Source organism: Staphylococcus sp. HMSC068G11, assembly GCF_001815825.1.
Lineage (GTDB): Bacteria > Bacillota > Bacilli > Staphylococcales > Staphylococcaceae > Staphylococcus > Staphylococcus epidermidis.
In genome coordinates this window covers 150,845-168,768 of the sequence record NZ_KV822098.1, presented here as the reverse complement: position 1 = coordinate 168,768, position 17,924 = coordinate 150,845, and the positions used below count along the sequence as shown (strand labels likewise).

12 protein-coding genes and 2 pseudogenes are annotated in these 17,924 nt (G+C 32.1%); 12 read left to right on the top strand and 2 right to left on the bottom strand.

Annotated elements, in window-relative coordinates:
- Window positions 1-155: 155 nt before the first annotated feature.
- Window positions 156-2,759 (bottom strand): YfhO family protein, encoded by a 2,604-nt coding sequence (locus tag HMPREF3058_RS08960; RefSeq protein WP_002491362.1) that lies wholly within the window; start codon window positions 2,757-2,759, stop codon window positions 156-158.
- Complete coding sequence (locus tag HMPREF3058_RS08955; protein WP_002491381.1) at window positions 2,752-5,352, bottom strand: YfhO family protein; 2,601 nt, start codon at window positions 5,350-5,352, stop codon at window positions 2,752-2,754. The genes HMPREF3058_RS08960 and HMPREF3058_RS08955 overlap by 8 nt, the downstream gene beginning before the upstream one ends.
- 327 nt (window positions 5,353-5,679) lie before the next feature.
- On the opposite strand from HMPREF3058_RS08955, the gene ylqF reads away from it, so the two are divergent.
- From ylqF to hslU, 12 genes and pseudogenes are all read left to right on the top strand, one after another.
- Window positions 5,680-6,543: a ribosome biogenesis GTPase YlqF gene (ylqF, locus tag HMPREF3058_RS08950; protein ID WP_002491374.1), complete on the top strand. Its 864-nt coding sequence runs from the start codon at window positions 5,680-5,682 to the stop codon at window positions 6,541-6,543.
- A gap of 4 nt (window positions 6,544-6,547) precedes the next feature.
- The gene (locus HMPREF3058_RS08945; RefSeq protein ID WP_002489955.1) at window positions 6,548-7,318 is read left to right on the top strand and encodes a ribonuclease HII; all 771 of its coding nucleotides are present in this window, start codon (window positions 6,548-6,550) and stop codon (window positions 7,316-7,318) included.
- A 107-nt stretch (window positions 7,319-7,425) separates the two neighbouring features.
- Complete coding sequence (sucC, locus tag HMPREF3058_RS08940; RefSeq protein WP_002439496.1) at window positions 7,426-8,592, top strand: ADP-forming succinate--CoA ligase subunit beta; 1,167 nt, start codon at window positions 7,426-7,428, stop codon at window positions 8,590-8,592.
- 21 nt (window positions 8,593-8,613) lie between these two features.
- The gene (gene sucD, locus HMPREF3058_RS08935; RefSeq protein ID WP_002446283.1) at window positions 8,614-9,522 is read left to right on the top strand and encodes a succinate--CoA ligase subunit alpha; all 909 of its coding nucleotides are present in this window, start codon (window positions 8,614-8,616) and stop codon (window positions 9,520-9,522) included.
- Between the two features lie 196 nt (window positions 9,523-9,718).
- A pseudogene (locus tag HMPREF3058_RS12510) lies at window positions 9,719-9,830 on the top strand (IS200/IS605 family transposase); the annotation flags it as partial.
- A gap of 57 nt (window positions 9,831-9,887) precedes the next feature.
- Window positions 9,888-9,988 (top strand): annotated as a pseudogene (locus HMPREF3058_RS12505) (IS200/IS605 family transposase); the annotation flags it as partial.
- A 323-nt stretch (window positions 9,989-10,311) separates the two neighbouring features.
- Window positions 10,312-11,184 (top strand): DNA-processing protein DprA, encoded by an 873-nt coding sequence (gene dprA, locus HMPREF3058_RS08930; protein WP_002491388.1) that lies wholly within the window; start codon window positions 10,312-10,314, stop codon window positions 11,182-11,184.
- A 182-nt stretch (window positions 11,185-11,366) separates the two neighbouring features.
- The gene (gene topA, locus HMPREF3058_RS08925) at window positions 11,367-13,436 is read left to right on the top strand and encodes a type I DNA topoisomerase (protein ID WP_002446285.1); all 2,070 of its coding nucleotides are present in this window, start codon (window positions 11,367-11,369) and stop codon (window positions 13,434-13,436) included.
- A 24-nt stretch (window positions 13,437-13,460) separates the two neighbouring features.
- Window positions 13,461-14,768: an FADH(2)-oxidizing methylenetetrahydrofolate--tRNA-(uracil(54)-C(5))-methyltransferase TrmFO gene (gene trmFO / locus HMPREF3058_RS08920; protein ID WP_002491408.1), complete on the top strand. Its 1,308-nt coding sequence runs from the start codon at window positions 13,461-13,463 to the stop codon at window positions 14,766-14,768.
- Window positions 14,769-15,021: 253 nt separating this feature from the next.
- Window positions 15,022-15,882: a tyrosine recombinase XerC gene (xerC, locus tag HMPREF3058_RS08915; RefSeq protein WP_371093967.1), complete on the top strand. Its 861-nt coding sequence runs from the start codon at window positions 15,022-15,024 to the stop codon at window positions 15,880-15,882.
- 3 nt (window positions 15,883-15,885) lie between these two features.
- Window positions 15,886-16,428, top strand: coding sequence for an ATP-dependent protease subunit HslV (gene hslV / locus HMPREF3058_RS08910; RefSeq protein WP_002446288.1), 543 nt, complete (start codon window positions 15,886-15,888; stop codon window positions 16,426-16,428).
- Window positions 16,429-16,497: 69 nt separating this feature from the next.
- Window positions 16,498-17,901, top strand: coding sequence for an ATP-dependent protease ATPase subunit HslU (gene hslU / locus HMPREF3058_RS08905; RefSeq protein ID WP_002491368.1), 1,404 nt, complete (start codon window positions 16,498-16,500; stop codon window positions 17,899-17,901).
- The last annotated feature ends 23 nt before the right edge of the window (window positions 17,902-17,924 follow it).

Here is a 17,924-nt window from a genome sequence, read left to right as displayed (position 1 = left end):
AGGCCAGTCTATAAGCACTATAGTTGCCAATTTCAACATATTGCTTAAGATGTGCCACAATGAAAATAAAGCTTTCAAACTTCTGTTTTATCAGAGTTTGAAAGCTTTTTTATTTTATTAAAACTATTTAGTTATGAAAATCATTAATAATTAATTTATTTTCTTTTTACGTAATGAGTGAAAAGAATGCTCAAAATGATTCCAATACAACTGACAGTGATTAATAAATAAAAATAAGGAGGGGTATAACTTAATTTTATCTTTGTTTGTCCCTCTTTTACAGGAATAGTAGTCATAATACCGTTTCCTTGTTGAACCTTTAGAGGCTTTCCATTTGCCATTGCATGCATTCCTTTAGCATATACCATTGGCAAGACGAGATAACCGTGTTCCTTTTTCTTTTTAATAATTGTGAAACCATTTCTTTCTTTTTTTACTTTAACTGGCTGGAGCTGTTGAGAAGCTTTTTCTAATGTTTGATAGTTTTCACCATAAATTCCTTTTACTTTAAAACGATAAACTCCTTTTGACATCTTGATGTTAAGTTGATTTGAAGCTTTAGCACGCATCGTCACTGGCGAAACAAAACGACGATATTTGTATGATAAACGGTTTCTTTCTTGTGAATATTCATTAACTCCTACTTTATGTTCTTTGTCAGGAGATAGTAATTCAACATCCATTTCAATATACATATCTTTATAATTTTTAACTATATTGCGTGGTAAATTGAGAGTGACGCCACCATTATTCTGTTTAACTTTTAAATGTTTACTATCAATCCAATTCGCATGATTTAAGTTTTGTTTTGCATTAGAAAGTAAATTAGTATTAGGTTTAAAATCAGTATTGGCTTGGGATTTATGATTCAATACGACACCTTTAAGCATAGCTTGCTCTCTATCAAGGGGAGATTTTAGTGTTTTTGGATCATAAATTTTATTAGTAACGTGTGCACTAGGATAATTTATTGTATTAACAGAATGAATCCATTGATCTTTTTTATCAGTTATAAGTTCTTTCTTTTTAAAACCATAAGGCATATTTAAATCATCAGGATGTCGTAATCGATCTTGAACATCCCAAAGAGACATTAAGTTTGCACGATTATTTAAATATCGATAAGTACTATTTTTATCTACAGGCATATTAATTTGTAACGTCTTGTCATAGTATTTCAATATATCTCCATCGAAAATACTAGAATACAATGATGTTCCGTTGTAGTGATATATCATAGGTGAGTTTAATGCATAGTATGAAAAATAATCTAATCTTTTCAATGGATTTGTAGAGCTTTGATGCATATACTTAATTTTTTTATTTAGGACAGGACTTCTATAGCTTGAATCATTAATTGTTTTGATAGTCGTTTGATAAGGTTCGATAGTAATTTTTCTAGAATCATTAGTCATTAAGACTTGTTGAGCTAAAAATAAGACAACGAGTAATACCATCATTGAAGTACGGGTTAACAACGATTTATATTTAATAAATATAAACAACACTATGATTAAAATCAATGCAACAAACATCCACTTTACTGATCTTTCAGACAGTGTGATAAATACGAAACCGTATATGAATACTGGTATAGCAACAAAGGTATATTCTTTAATTGATATTTCACTTAAATGTTGTATAAACAATGCAATTAATACACTTGTTGATAATGCTAAGAAGTAAACCCAACGTCTTTGGGGCAATGAAAAGCCGTTAAATGCACTATCGAACCATTGAAAAAAAGAACCGATGAGTAAGATCCAAGTTGCAATTGCGAACAATTTATAATAATAGTGTTGATATAATTTAAAACAAAATAATGCAATGATAGCAATAAAAGAAATTGTAATGTAAAAGCCATCAGCAAAAATATTATAATTGGTTTCAAATAAATTTGTGAAAAAAGTAATTTTGAAATTAGGATTTTGCGCTCTTTCATTATCTAAAAAAGAAGATACACCAGTATATAGTCCGTAAATACTTACTAATACACTTAACAAAGTGGCACATACGAGTATGTAAAATTTCTGCCAACGATTCACGATATCTGTCTCATGAGGAATAGCGACTCGATAAATAAAATAGAAACCAATGACAATTGCTTCATAGTAACTAAAATAAAAGTTTGAGAATAACGTATAAGCAATCGCGAAAATAAACCATCCTATTTTACGTTCTTTAAAGAATCTTTCTATAGCCCAAATTGACATAGGTAACATAATTAAAAGATTGCCGTAAAATGACCAAGTAAAATTATAATATGTAACTACAGTAGACATACCATATAATATAGTTGCTATAAACAATGGTGCAGGTTTAAGTCGCAAATAATTAAATAAATAAAATGAAAAAATAAATGTGATTACAGTGCGCACATATGCCATGATTAATTGGTTTATTGGCCAAAAGCTGATATCATGAGGATTCACATTGATAGTTTGTTCCAATATCCATATCATGGAGAAGTTAATCCACATCAATGGAGAGAGTGAATAATAATATGCCAGTGATTTTACATAGTCGCCTCCCAACCCAAATGAAGCATCATAAAACCCTTTTAATGATGTAAAGTGTTCATAAAGATACATTTGAAAAGGCATCATTTGTCTGAAGCCATCTCCACTACCACTAAATACAATACCTTTAGTTATAAATTGATAGAGAAAAGGGTCATATAGAATAAATGACAATATGCAACTAAGTAAAACGATTAGTGTAAAACGTTTCATAGGTTTATTCCATATATTTTTAATCATGGCGAGTCCTCATCTTTCTTTTCCTTATATTCTTTAATCTAATGAATACAATACTCAACACTATACTAAATATTGAGATAGAAAACATCGTTTTTAGAAAAGGTGGTCGATATTGAATCACAATTGTTTTATCATTTTTATTAACTGGGACACCTGTCATCATATAATTTACCTTTTTGATATTGACTTGTCGGTCATCCACGTATGCACGCATACCTTTACGATACGGAATATTAATAACTGCAAGTCCCTTAGAATGATGATCTAAGTTAACTTTTACCCCGTTTTTTATATCTTTATAACACATATTAAAGTTAGCATGATGGTGTGCTTGTTTTAGCGTATCATAATTTTCACCGTTTAATTCTAACAGTTCCAAATTGAACTTACCATTTGGTGATAATTGAATCGTAATGTCACCATTTTTGTCTGGTAAACATCGATAAAGCACCTTGCTTATTCCCGTGCGATATATAGAATCGTTGTATAGACGATGATTATGATATTGATTGATGCTCACTGTGTAATTACTGTCAGGTTCACCTCGTTCAATATTCATAGTGAGATAAAAATCTTTGTATTTGTCTCTTATATTCTTAGGTAAATGTAATTTGATTATTCCGCTCTCTTTATTAACGGTTAGTTCATTGTTTGAATATCGTGTTATATTTTGTGTTGACACACGTGTTTGGTCTAATAAATTTTTAACTTTTGAGTGGTATGATTCACCATTGGATGTCACAATAGCACCATTAATCATTGCATGCTCCCTATCTATAGGCTTTTTTAAACTTTTATGATTATAAATGTTTTGTGTTACTTTTACACTTGGTAGTAGAAGTTGATTTTTATAAATAATATATTGTCCGCGTGACTTAACTTTTTTAAAATAAGATGGAATAAAATTTTGAGAGTCTTTCATCATTAAATATTTTACTGAAAACAGACTCTCGATATTTTGGCGAGCATTCGTAGACTGGTATCGACTGACAGATTCTTCAGCTAAATTAATTTTTAACGCATCGTAATAGAAATCGAGAATATTGTGATGAAATATACTAGAGTAAATACTAAGTCCTTTAAAATTTTGATACATAGGGGTATTATCTTGTTCATCGACACGCCAATTTATTCGTTGATCGTCATTCTTAGTTTGATTCATTTCTTTTACTAAAGATCTTTGCATAGCCGAGCTATATAAACTTGAATTAATGTATCGCTTGTTCGCACGATTAATATGATCTTGAAAGAAAATTTGATTTTTTATGAATACGAAAGTAATCATAAGGCTGAGAGCAGCAATCGAAATACTATAAATGTAAGTAAGATAATAACGTACTTTTTTCTCTTTTATTAATAAAATTAATAGCCCAATCACTGACACAACTGGAACTAAAGAGATCCAAGGTAAAAAAGTATGGTAGCTAATTGAACTTATGTAGATGACACTTTGAGCTATCAGATTAGTATAAATATAGGTCTTTGGACGAATTGTTTTAAAATACTTTACAAATAACCCAATTAAAATTGAACTATTAAAGGCTAAGATAAAATGCCATCGTTTTTGAGGTGCTGAAAACCCATTAAATAGTTGGTCAACAAATGGGAGAAATGCAAAAATAATTGTTGCCAATAATAACAATGCAAATAATTTATAATAAAAATGTTTATATAATTTGATTGTCAAAAGAGCTTGAATAGATAAAAATAACACAACAATCAAGTAATTATCGAAAAATATATTAGTGTCTTTACTTAAATGTTCAATCCAATTTACTTGTCCTGTAAATGATTGTCGACGATTATTAAGAAAACTTTGAACACCATGAAAGAACACAAACATACTATTTCCTAAAGCGAGTAGCGCACTACATATAATTGTAAGAGAAGCTTGCCAACGAGTTAAACTATCTTTAGGATGTCTGTAAATAATTCTAATCAAGGTATAACCTATACCAATAATGAGGAAATAATATGCAAAATAAAAGTTATTAATTAGAATTAGACTTACAGTTAGTATAAATAAACCTACTTTAAAATCCCTTAATAAACGTTCAATCCCTAATAATAAGAGTGGTAACCAAATGAAAGTATCACTAAAGAATGGCCAGTAAATTGTAAATCTAAAGTACAAAGGTGACATAACAAAAATAAATGAAATCAATAAACTGATTATTTTATTTTTAGAAATATAATAACTAAATAAATAAGTGCAAAACAGAGCAATAGTTGCCTTAATAATTGAAACAATTAGCGCATTGTACATCCAAAGAAGAATTTGATTAGTGTTCAATGAAAAGAATATTTCACATAATTTGATGATAGGGACATTTAAAATAAATATTAAATTTGTTGAAAAATAATAACTTAAGTCAGTGAAAAAATCTCCACCAAGACCCAAATGTGTTGAATAAAATAAGTTTCCTTGAGTCCATTGATGATAAAGATACATTTGAATAGGAATCATCTGTTCCATACCATCATTTGGGCCAGTTGAAAGAATACCATCATGATGGAAACGAAAAATAATATAACTATGACCAATTAATGATAATGTAATTAATAATATAATGAAACATGCTTTTCTTCTCATTTATTTCTCCTAAAACGCATCATATTGAGCTGAAAATTTTTTAGTTTAGTCAAATTGTAGGTTATTGTGGCAATGAATGAAAGTATTAGTGGCATTATTTAAATCTATTTACATTAAATTTAATGTAATTTAATAAAGTTAATTGATTTTAATAGTTTTGAATAAGTTTACAAATGGTCATCGTAGATTTGTTATGAATTGAAGAATGGTTTTTATCCCAAATGATGCACATGTTAAACTTAAAGTGGTTGGGTTAGCTATTATAAAGTATAATTATGAAGTTATAGATAAAAGTTTAAGAAAATAATAAGAATAGGATGATGACTCATGGCGATACAATGGTATCCAGGTCATATGGCTAAAGCCAAAAGACAAGTTAGTGAACAACTGAAAAAGGTAGATGTAGTTTTTGAACTCGTCGATGCACGTATTCCATACAGTTCGAGAAACCCTATGATTGATGATGTCATTAAACAAAAACCTCGAGTAGTAATTTTAAATAAAAAAGATATGACGAATTTAAAAGAATTAGAAAAGTGGGAAACTTATTTTAAAGATGAAGGTTTTTATCCGGTGGCTGTAGATGCAAAACATGGCAAGAATCTTAAAAATGTTGAAGTTGAAGCTATAAAAGCAACTCAAGAAAAATTTGATCGTGAAAAAGCTAAAGGTTTAAAACCTAGAGCGATAAGAGCTATGATTCTAGGCATTCCTAATGTTGGAAAATCAACACTAATAAATAAGTTAGCAAAACGTAGTATCGCCGAAACTGGAAATAAACCAGGAGTAACAAAACAGCAACAATGGATTAAAGTTGGGAAGTCTCTTCAATTACTTGATACACCAGGTATTTTATGGCCTAAATTCGAAGATGAAGAGGTCGGTAAAAAATTAAGTTTAACTGGTGCAATTAAGGATAGTATTGTGCATTTAGATGAGGTAGCTATTTATGGTTTGAATTTTATGATTAAGCATGATGTTTCCGCTTTAAAGAAACATTATAATATTGATACACATGAAGACGCTGAGATACTCGATTGGTTTGATGCGATTGGAAGAAGAAGAGGATTGTTACAAAAAGGAAATGAAGTAGATTATGAATCTGTCATTGAGTTGATTATCAATGATATGAGAAATGCCAAAATTGGAACTTATTGTTTTGATATTTTAAAAGAAATGAAGAGTGAATGATAGTATGTCTCTAACAATTAAAGAAATTAAAGAAAAACTATCTCAAATTGAAACGTTGGAAGAGTTACATAAACATGAAGCAAATAATGATTCACGTAAAGGTGTTATAAATGCGATTAAGTCTAGGGAAAAAAATATTCTTAAGCAACAAGCATTAGAAGAGCACTATTTATCCATGAATCAATACGAAAACAATATTATGTCATCTAATAGGGATGCATTAATTTGTGGAATTGATGAGGTAGGGCGTGGGCCCTTGGCTGGACCAGTTGTGGCTTGTGCAGTCATCTTAGAGAAGAATCATCATTATATTGGTTTAGATGACTCTAAAAAAGTATCTCCCAAAAATAGAGCACGACTTAATCAAAATTTAAAAGAAAATGTCTATCAATATGCATATGGCATAGCGTCCTCAGTTGAAATAGATGAATTGAACATTTATCGGGCAACTCAATTAGCAATGCTACGTGCTATAAATCACTTAGATGTTACACCTACGCATTTATTAATAGACGCAATGACACTAGATATTGATATCCCACAAACTTCAATTATTAAAGGTGATGCTAAAAGTGTATCTATCGCAGCAGCAAGTATCATGGCTAAAGAATATCGTGATCAATATATGAGACAACTATCTAAACAGTTTCCAGACTATGGTTTTGATAAAAATGCTGGCTATGGAACTAAGCAACATTTAGAGGCTATTGATCGAGTGGGCTTTATCAATGAACATCGTCAATCATTTGAACCGATTAAATCAATGATGAAATAATTTGAATTTTGCTTAAATTGTAATAAATACTGTCAATCAGTTTACAATAGCGCTTACATTTTTTATAATTAAAGGGCAACTTAACCTAAGAAACAGGAGGATGGAAGATGAATATCCACGAGTATCAAGGGAAAGAAATATTTCGTTCAATGGGCGTTGCAGTTCCAGAGGGACGAGTAGCATTTACTGCTGAAGAAGCAGTGGAAAAAGCGAAAGAATTAAATTCAGACGTATATGTGGTTAAAGCGCAAATTCACGCTGGGGGTAGAGGTAAAGCAGGCGGCGTGAAAATTGCTAAATCATTATCTGAAGTCGAAACATACGCAAATGAACTGCTAGGTAAACAATTGGTCACACATCAAACTGGGCCAGAGGGCAAAGAGGTTAAACGTTTATATATTGAAGAAGGATGCGATATCCAAAAAGAATATTATGTTGGTTTTGTTATTGATCGTGCTACTGATAAAGTGACTTTGATGGCATCAGAAGAAGGTGGAACTGAAATTGAAGAGGTTGCAGCTCAAACACCTGAAAAGATTTTCAAAGAAACAATTGATCCAGTAGTAGGATTATCACCTTACCAAGCGCGACGTATCGCTTTTAATATTAACATTCCAAAAGAATCAGTTGGAAAAGCAACTAAATTTTTACTCGCACTATATAATGTCTTTATCGAAAAAGATTGTTCTATTGTTGAAATCAACCCACTTGTTACAACTGGAGACGGTCAAGTATTGGCTTTAGATGCTAAATTAAATTTTGATGATAATGCATTATTTAGACATAAAGATATTTTAGAATTACGAGATTTAGAAGAAGAAGATCCTAAGGAAATAGAAGCTTCTAAATATGATTTATCATACATCGCTTTAGATGGAGATATTGGTTGTATGGTTAATGGCGCAGGTTTAGCAATGGCAACAATGGATACAATTAATCATTTTGGTGGAAATCCAGCCAACTTCTTAGATGTAGGTGGCGGTGCTACAAAAGAAAAGGTAACTGAAGCATTTAAAATTATTTTAGGTGATGACAATGTTAAAGGTATCTTTGTAAATATTTTTGGTGGAATTATGAAATGTGATGTTATTGCCGAAGGTATTGTAGCAGCGGTTAAAGAAGTTGAACTAACATTACCATTAGTTGTTCGTTTAGAAGGAACTAATGTAGAACGTGGTAAAGCAATATTAAACGAATCAGGTTTAGCTATTGAGCCAGCGGCAACTATGGCTGAAGGTGCTCAAAAAATTGTTAAACTTGTTAAAGAAGCATAAGGAAAGGATGGGAGCACTAAGATGAGTGTATTTATTGATAAAAATACGAAAGTAATGGTACAAGGTATCACAGGGTCTACTGCCCTTTTCCATACAAAACAAATGCTTGATTATGGGACACAAATTGTCGCAGGGGTAACGCCTGGTAAAGGTGGACAAGTTGTAGAAGGTGTTCCAGTATATAACACTGTTGAAGAAGCTAAAAATGAAACAGGAGCTAATGTATCTGTTGTATACGTACCAGCACCATTCGCTGCTGATTCAATTATTGAAGCAGCTGATGCCGATTTAGACATGGTTATTTGTATTACTGAACATATACCTGTTGTTGATATGGTTAAAGTAAAAAGATATTTACAAGGTCGTAAAACACGTTTAGTCGGACCAAACTGTCCTGGTGTGATAACTGCCGATGAGTGTAAAATTGGTATTATGCCGGGATATATCCATAAAAAAGGTCATGTTGGTGTCGTGTCTCGTTCTGGTACATTAACGTATGAGGCAGTGCATCAATTAACTGAAGAAGGTATCGGTCAAACAACTGCTGTAGGTATCGGCGGTGATCCAGTAAATGGGACTAACTTTATTGATGTTTTAAAGGCATTCAATGAAGATTCTGAAACTAAAGCCGTAGTAATGATTGGAGAAATTGGTGGTACTGCAGAAGAAGAAGCGGCACAATGGATTAAAGAAAATATGAACAAACCTGTAGTAGGTTTTATCGGCGGTCAGACAGCGCCTCCAGGTAAACGTATGGGTCATGCTGGAGCTATTATTTCAGGAGGTAAGGGTACAGCATCTGAAAAGATTAAAACATTAAACGATTGTGGTGTTGAAACTGCAGATACACCTTCTGAAATAGGAACAACCCTTATTGATGCAGCTAAAAAAGCAGGCATTTATGAAGAGTTATTAACTATTAAAAAATAATATATATTAGTATTGATTTCAACGAACCTTGAACATTAAACCTTGTTCAGGTTCGTTGTTTTTTTGTATAAAGAACACCATACGTTATGCGTATGATTCACAAAAGTTTTACCTTTATCTAAAAAAAGCATCTCTACATGCTAGAATATACATCGGTCAGCCAACCAAAATATTCAACACGAAGAGATGCTTTTTAATGTCATCCGACACAAACAGTTTAGCACATACATAATGAAATTGTAAGTAGCACATTGTTTTTGAGCCCAGATATAGCAGGCTAGTGATATATGGAAAAGAAATAAGGGATAGGAAATCCCTTGTGTCAATGATGTGAGTGGAAAATTGTAAAATAATTGAAGCAAAGATATATACATATGTTGGTAAGTATTCCATCCCATATAGGTGTATCATCATTTGTTGAATACTTAAATAGAAGAATAGTTTAATTTTTGATAGATATTTCAATTGAAAATATAAATATGGGAACAGAAAATTCTAGTGCAGAGAATTTGGTGAGGAACCAGGTAGGTTGATTTAAATAAAAATCAAAATAACGAATTAAGTATCAGTATGGTTTTATTTTAAAATTAGTTATCTTTTTTGATACATTGATATATATAATAGTAGAAACATGAAATTCGACAATTTTACAATATACTATGACACGTTAAACCCTTATCATTAAATTACTCCTTACAAATACATGATATTTAAAAAATAAATGTCTTTAAACAGTAAACTAAAAAATTTGGATTTGAAGGTATAATATAAACAAAGGAGTAATGATAATTGATACAACATACGATGTTAAAACTATATTGGGCAAATTTCACTACAGCACAACTTCATCATCTTACACGTAAATATCCCGACTTTCTATCAGAAAACGTATTTCATCAACATGACATGATAAAAAGATGGCTTACAGAGCGTAATTCTGAAAGACTATGGAACAAATATGAACGTTTCAAAAAATTAAAGCTGATGGACATTATTAAAGAAATGAAAAAAGCAAATGTTAGTTTTACGACATACTTCGATGATAACTACCCTTCTCTTTGCAAAGAAATGTATGATTATCCTTATGTGATATTCTACAAAGGAAATCCACAGTTCTTTAATCATTCTCACTCTCTAGCTGTAATTGGCTCACGTAATGCCACACAATATACAAGTCAATCTTTAAACTATCTTTTTCCTTCATTTAGACAATTAAATATGGCGATTGTTTCTGGATTAGCGCGTGGCGCAGATAGTGTAGCACATCAAACCGCACTTAAATACTTTTTACCAACTATTGGCGTACTTGGATTTGGACATTGTTATCATTATCCTAAAGCAACCTTAAATTTAAGAACTAAAGTTGAAAGAAATGGCTTAGTGATAAGTGAATATCCACCATTTTCTCCTATAAATAAGTATAAATTTCCTGAAAGAAACAGACTTATAAGTGGTCTGTCTAGAGGGGTTTTTATAACTGAGGCTGAAGAAAGAAGTGGTAGTCAAATTACTATTGATTGTGCTTTAGAGCAAAATAGAAATGTTTATGTTCTACCTGGTTCAATGTTCAACAAAATGACTAAAGGCAATTTACGAAGGATAAATGAAGGTGCTCAAGTTGTTATAGATGAAAGTAGTATCTTAATTGATTATCTATTTTAGTAAATGATAGATTTACTTTCTGAATTAATTATTTATATCCTTTAATTTAGTTAAAGTTTAATGAATCAAAAATAATAACAATTCTTACAAAATTGGAAATTAAAAATTAAAACGTTGACAAATACAAAAATAACCGTTTATCATTTATCTTTAGTAATTAAATTTGCAAGGGGGAATAAACTTTGGCAGATAATTTAGTCATTGTTGAATCGCCTGCAAAAGCTAAAACCATTGAAAAATATTTAGGCAAAAGATATAAAGTTATTGCTTCAATGGGACATGTTCGTGACTTACCAAGAAGTCAAATGGGTGTCGACACTGAAGATAACTATGAACCAAAATATATTACAATTCGTGGCAAAGGTCCTGTAGTTAAAGATTTAAAAAAACATGCGAAAAAAGCCAAAAAGATATTTTTAGCTAGTGACCCTGACCGTGAAGGTGAAGCGATTGCTTGGCATTTATCAAAAATTTTAGAATTAGAAGATAGCAAAGAAAATAGAGTAGTATTTAATGAAATTACAAAAGATGCTGTTAAAGATAGTTTTAAGCATCCTCGTGGTATTGAAATGGATTTAGTTGACGCGCAACAAGCACGTCGTATTTTAGATAGACTCGTTGGTTATAATATTTCTCCAGTATTATGGAAGAAAGTTAAAAAAGGGCTGTCTGCTGGGAGAGTTCAGTCAGTTGCTTTACGTTTAGTCATTGACCGTGAAAATGAAATTCGTAATTTTAAACCTGAAGAGTATTGGTCTATTGAAGGTGAATTTAGATACAAGAAATCTAAGTTTACAGCTAAATTTCTACACTATAAAAATAAACCTTATAAGCTAAATAACAAAGACGATGTTCAAAAGATTACTGAAGCATTAAATGGTGATCAATTTGAAATCACAAATGTGAATCGTAAAGAAAAAACGCGTTATCCTGCTCATCCATTTACTACATCAACCTTACAACAAGAAGCTGCACGTAAATTAAATTTTAAAGCACGTAAGACAATGATGCTAGCGCAACAATTATATGAAGGTATTGACTTAAAGCGTCAAGGTACAGTAGGTTTAATCACGTATATGCGTACTGATTCTACTCGTATCTCAACTTCTGCAAAATCAGAAGCGCAGCAATATATTACTGATAAATATGGTGAACAGTACGTGTCTCAGCGTAAATCATCGGGTAAACAAGGTGATCAAGATGCTCACGAAGCTATTAGACCTACTAGTACAATGCGAACTCCTGATGATATGAAAGCTTTTCTTACTAGAGATCAACACCGTCTATACAAATTAATTTGGGAGAGATTTGTAGCAAGTCAGATGGCTCCAGCTATTTTGGATACGGTAGCTTTAGATGTAACTCAAAACGACATTAAATTTAGAGCTAATGGTCAAACTATTAAATTTAAAGGTTTTATGACACTATATGTAGAGGCAAAAGATGATAAAGAGAATGATAAAGAAAATAAGCTTCCTCAACTTGATAAAGGAGATAAGGTGACTGCGACAAAGATTGAACCGGCACAACACTTTACACAACCTCCTCCTCGTTATACCGAGGCACGTTTAGTTAAAACACTCGAGGAACTTAAAATTGGAAGACCTTCAACATATGCTCCTACTATTGATACGATTCAAAAGCGGAACTACGTCAAGTTAGAAAGTAAACGCTTCATTCCAACTGAATTAGGAGAAATTGTTTATGAGCAAGTTAAAGAATACTTCCCAGAAATTATTGATGTAGAATTCACTGTAAACATGGAAACATTACTTGATAAAATTGCTGAAGGTGACATGAATTGGCGTAAAGTAATAGGAGATTTCTACAACAGTTTTAAACAAGATGTTGAGCGCGCCGAATCTGAAATGGAAAAGATTGAGATTAAAGACGAGCCAGCAGGTGAAGATTGTGAAGTCTGTGGTTCTCCAATGGTAATTAAAATGGGAAGATATGGTAAGTTTATGGCATGTTCAAACTTTCCAGACTGTCGTAACACAAAAGCAATTGTCAAAACGATTGGTGTCACGTGTCCAAAATGTAATGAAGGAGATGTCGTAGAACGTAAATCAAAGAAAAATAGAATTTTCTATGGTTGTTCTAGATATCCGGAATGTGATTTTATTTCTTGGGATAAGCCTGTTGGAAGAGATTGTCCTAAGTGTCATCATTACCTTGTGAATAAGAAAAAAGGTAAAAGTAGTCAAGTTGTGTGCTCCAACTGTGATTATGAAGAAGAAGTTCAAAAATAGATGAGTAATTTTAGGAGGGGCAAAATGACTCAAAAAGTAAATATTGTAGGAGCTGGTTTAGCTGGCTCTGAAGCTGCATATCAATTAGCTCAACGTGGAATTAAAGTGAATTTAATTGAGATGCGTCCAGTTAAACAGACTCCAGCGCACCATACAGATAAATTTGCTGAATTGGTTTGTTCAAATTCATTGAGAGGTAATGCACTTACAAATGCTGTCGGTGTACTTAAAGAGGAAATGAGACATTTAGACTCGTTAATTATCACATCAGCAGATAAAGCACGTGTGCCAGCTGGTGGTGCTTTAGCAGTGGACAGACATGATTTTGCTGGCTATATTACAGATACCTTAAGAAACCACCCAAACATCACTGTGTTAAATGAAGAAGTTAATCATATACCAGAAGGTTATACGATTATTGCAACTGGTCCTCTAACTACTGAGCATTTAGCTCAAGAAATTGTTGATATTACTGGTAAAGATCAATTGTATTTTTACGATGCTGCCGCACCAATAATAGAAAAAGATTCAATTAATATGGATAAAGTATATTTAAAATCACGTTATGACAAAGGTGAAGCAGCGTATCTTAATTGCCCTATGACTGAAGAAGAATTTAATCGTTTTTATGATGCAGTATTAGAAGCTGAAGTTGCACCAGTCAATGAATTTGAAAAAGAAAAATATTTTGAAGGTTGTATGCCTTTTGAAGTCATGGCTGAAAGAGGACGAAAAACTTTGTTATTTGGTCCAATGAAACCTGTTGGACTTGAAGATCCTAAGACTGGGAAACGCCCTTATGCAGTTGTTCAATTAAGACAAGATGATGCAGCTGGAACATTATATAATATTGTTGGCTTTCAAACACATTTAAAATGGGGTGCGCAAAAAGAAGTCATTCGTTTAATACCAGGATTAGAAAATGTTGATATTGTAAGATATGGTGTGATGCACCGAAATACCTTTATTAATTCACCTGATGTTTTAAACGAAAAATATGAATTAAAAGGACATGATAATTTATATTTTGCTGGACAAATGACTGGCGTTGAAGGTTATGTTGAAAGTGCTGCTAGTGGATTAGTTGCAGGTATTAATCTTGCGCATAAAATTTTAGGTAAAGGGGAAGTTATTTTCCCTAGGGAGACAATGATAGGTAGTATGGCTTACTACATATCGCATGCAAAAAATGAGAAGAACTTTCAACCTATGAATGCCAATTTTGGTCTTTTACCATCTCTTGAAAAACGTATTAAAGATAAAAAAGAAAGATATGAAACACAAGCCAAAAGAGCGTTAGAGTATTTAGATAATTACAAACAAACGCTGTAATTTACAAATAGGTTAACTAGGTAGTTGATAACTACCTGGTTTTTTTGTGATGAATATTGTTTAAAACTAACGTAAATTAAGTAAAACAAGTGAGTTAGAGAAAATTATGACTAATTTATATAAAGTATGGAATTAATTCTCTAAAGATTTTGAATTGATTATCAAATTACTGTATGCGTTTTTACACATATGCTACAATGCAATATGATGGAGGGGATTGATTTTGGATAAAATCCAAGAAACATTTTTATACATGTTAAAGGTTGAAAGAAACTTTTCAGAGTATACGTTAAAATCTTATCATGATGACTTAGTTCAATTTAACAACTTTTTAGAAAGAGAACATTTACAACTTGAGACTTTTGAATATAAAGATGCTAGAAACTATTTGGCTTTTTTATATTCTAATCAACTAAAAAGAACTACGGTATCAAGAAAGATATCAACGTTACGTACCTTCTATGAATTTTGGATGACTCAAAATAATTCAATTAGTAATCCCTTTGTTCAACTAGTGCATCCTAAAAAAGAGAAGTATTTACCTCAATTCTTTTATGAAGAAGAAATGGAAGCACTTTTTCAAACTGTAGAGCATGATAATAAAAAGGGCATACGGGACAAAGTTATTATTGAATTGTTATATGCAACAGGAATACGTGTGTCTGAATTAATAAATATTAAATTAAAAGATATAGATATGAACTTACCTGGTGTAAAAGTCTTAGGTAAAGGAAATAAGGAAAGGTTTATACCTTTTGGAGAGTTCTGTAGACAGAGTATAGAAAGATACTTAGAAGAATTTCAACCTAAACAATTAGCTAATCATGATTATTTAATTGTAAATATGAAAGGTGATCCTATCACCGAAAGAGGAGTAAGGTATGTACTTAATGATGTCGTTAAAAGAACCGCTGGGGTCAATGACATACATCCTCATAAATTAAGACATACTTTTGCTACACATTTATTAAATCAAGGTGCTGATTTAAGGACTGTACAGTCTTTACTTGGTCACGTCAATTTATCGACCACTGGACGTTATACACATGTTTCGAATCAACAATTGAGAAAGGTGTATTTAAACGCACATCCTCGAGCAAAAAAAGGAGAGTAATTTATGGATAATTCTTTACACGCTACAACAATTTACGCTGTACGCCATAATGGTGAAGCAGCTATGGCTGGTGATGGTCAAGTCACATTAGGCCAACAAGTTATTATGAAACAAACTGCGAGAAAAGTGAGACGTTTATACGAAGGAAAAGTATTGGCTGGTTTTGCTGGTAGTGTTGCTGATGCCTTCACACTTTTCGAAAAATTTGAAACAAAACTTCAGCAATTTAGTGGTAATTTAGAGCGCGCAGCTGTTGAACTAGCACAAGAATGGCGTGGAGATAAACAATTACGACAACTAGAGGCGATGCTTATCGTAATGGATAAAGATGCCATACTTATTGTTAGTGGTACAGGTGAAGTTATTGCACCTGATGATGATTTAATTGCCATTGGGTCAGGTGGTAACTACGCACTTAGCGCAGGTCGAGCTTTAAAAAGACATGCAACACAACTTTCTGCTAGTGAAATGGCATACGAAAGTTTAAAAGTTGCAGCTGATATTTGTGTGTTTACAAATGACAATATAATTGTAGAAACGCTTTAAAAACAGCATTGCTCAAATTAAGGAAATGAATCTCATAAAACAAAGTAGCAATATGGAGGAATGTTAAATATGGATACAAATGGAATTAAATTAACCCCAAAAGACATCGTATCTAAATTGAATGAGTATATTGTAGGACAAAATGATGCAAAACGTAAGGTGGCTATTGCATTAAGAAATCGTTATCGTAGAAGTCTTTTAAAAGAAGAAGAGAAACAAGAGGTTGCGCCTAAAAATATTTTAATGATTGGTCCAACGGGAGTTGGTAAAACTGAAATAGCTCGACGCATGGCAAAAATTGTTGGAGCACCGTTTATTAAAGTCGAGGCAACTAAATTTACAGAAGTCGGTTACGTTGGTAGAGATGTTGAAAGCATGGTTAGAGATTTAGTTGATGTTGCTGTACGTTTAGTAAAAGACGAGAAAAAGTCATTAGTTAAAGATGAGGCAACTAAGAAAGCAAACGACAAATTAGTTAAATTACTTGTTCCGAGTTTAAAAAAGAAGGCAGCACAAGGTAACAATCCTTTGGAAAATTTATTCGGTGGAGCAATTCCAAACTTCGGTCAAAATCAAGATGAAGAGGAAGAACCGCCAACTGAGGAAATTAAAACGAAACGTTCTGAAATAAAAAAACAACTTGAACAGGGCAAACTTGAAAATGAAAAAGTAAGAATAAAAGTAGAACAAGATCCTGCATCAATGGGAATGTTAGGGACTAATCAAAATCAACAGATTCAAGATATGATGAATCAATTGATGCCCAAGAAAAAAGTCGAAAGAGAAGTTTCGGTTGAGACAGCTAGAAAAATCTTAGCTGATGATTTTGCTGACGAATTAATCGACCAAGAAACTGCGAATCAACAAGCCTTAGAGCTTGCAGAACAAATGGGTATCATATTTATTGATGAAATAGACAAGGTTGCTACTAACAATCAAAATAGTGGTCAAGATGTGTCAAGACAAGGCGTACAACGAGATATTCTTCCTATACTTGAAGGTAGCATGATTCAGACAAAATATGGTACTGTAAATACTGAACATATGCTATTTATAGGTGCTGGTGCATTCCACGTATCAAAACCTAGTGATTTAATTCCTGAATTACAAGGTCGATTTCCAATTAGAGTAGAATTAGAAAACCTTTCAGTAGAAGATTTCGTGAGAATTCTGACAGAACCAAAATTATCGCTTGTCAAACAATATGAAGCATTGCTTCAAACTGAAGAAGTTACAGTTAACTTCTCAGAAGATGCCATTCAAAGATTAGCTGAAATTGCATATCAAGTTAATCAAGATACTGATAATATTGGTGCTCGTAGATTACACACTATTCTAGAAAAAATGCTTGAAGATTTATCATTTGAAGCACCAAGCATGCCGAATGCTGTTGTGGATATTACCCCACAATATGTAGATGACAAATTAAAATCAATCTCAACAAATAAAGATTTAAGTGCATTTATTTTATAAATATATATAGAAGGAGAAAAAAT

Bases quoted from the DNA above. Each gene is read 5' to 3' on its own strand.
- HMPREF3058_RS08960 (WP_002491362.1), bottom strand. From the start codon at position 2,759: ATGATTAAAAATATATGGAATAAACCTATGAAACGTTTTACACTAATC.
- ylqF (WP_002491374.1), top strand. From the start codon at position 5,680: ATGGCGATACAATGGTATCCAGGTCATATGGCTAAAGCCAAAAGACAA.
- xerC (WP_371093967.1), top strand. From the start codon at position 15,022: ATGTTAAAGGTTGAAAGAAACTTTTCAGAGTATACGTTAAAATCTTAT.
- HMPREF3058_RS08945 (WP_002489955.1), top strand. From the start codon at position 6,548: ATGTCTCTAACAATTAAAGAAATTAAAGAAAAACTATCTCAAATTGAA.
- HMPREF3058_RS08955 (WP_002491381.1), bottom strand. From the start codon at position 5,352: ATGAGAAGAAAAGCATGTTTCATTATATTATTAATTACATTATCATTA.
- hslV (WP_002446288.1), top strand. From the start codon at position 15,886: ATGGATAATTCTTTACACGCTACAACAATTTACGCTGTACGCCATAAT.
- trmFO (WP_002491408.1), top strand. From the start codon at position 13,461: ATGACTCAAAAAGTAAATATTGTAGGAGCTGGTTTAGCTGGCTCTGAA.
- sucD (WP_002446283.1), top strand. From the start codon at position 8,614: ATGAGTGTATTTATTGATAAAAATACGAAAGTAATGGTACAAGGTATC.
- sucC (WP_002439496.1), top strand. From the start codon at position 7,426: ATGAATATCCACGAGTATCAAGGGAAAGAAATATTTCGTTCAATGGGC.
- hslU (WP_002491368.1), top strand. From the start codon at position 16,498: ATGGATACAAATGGAATTAAATTAACCCCAAAAGACATCGTATCTAAA.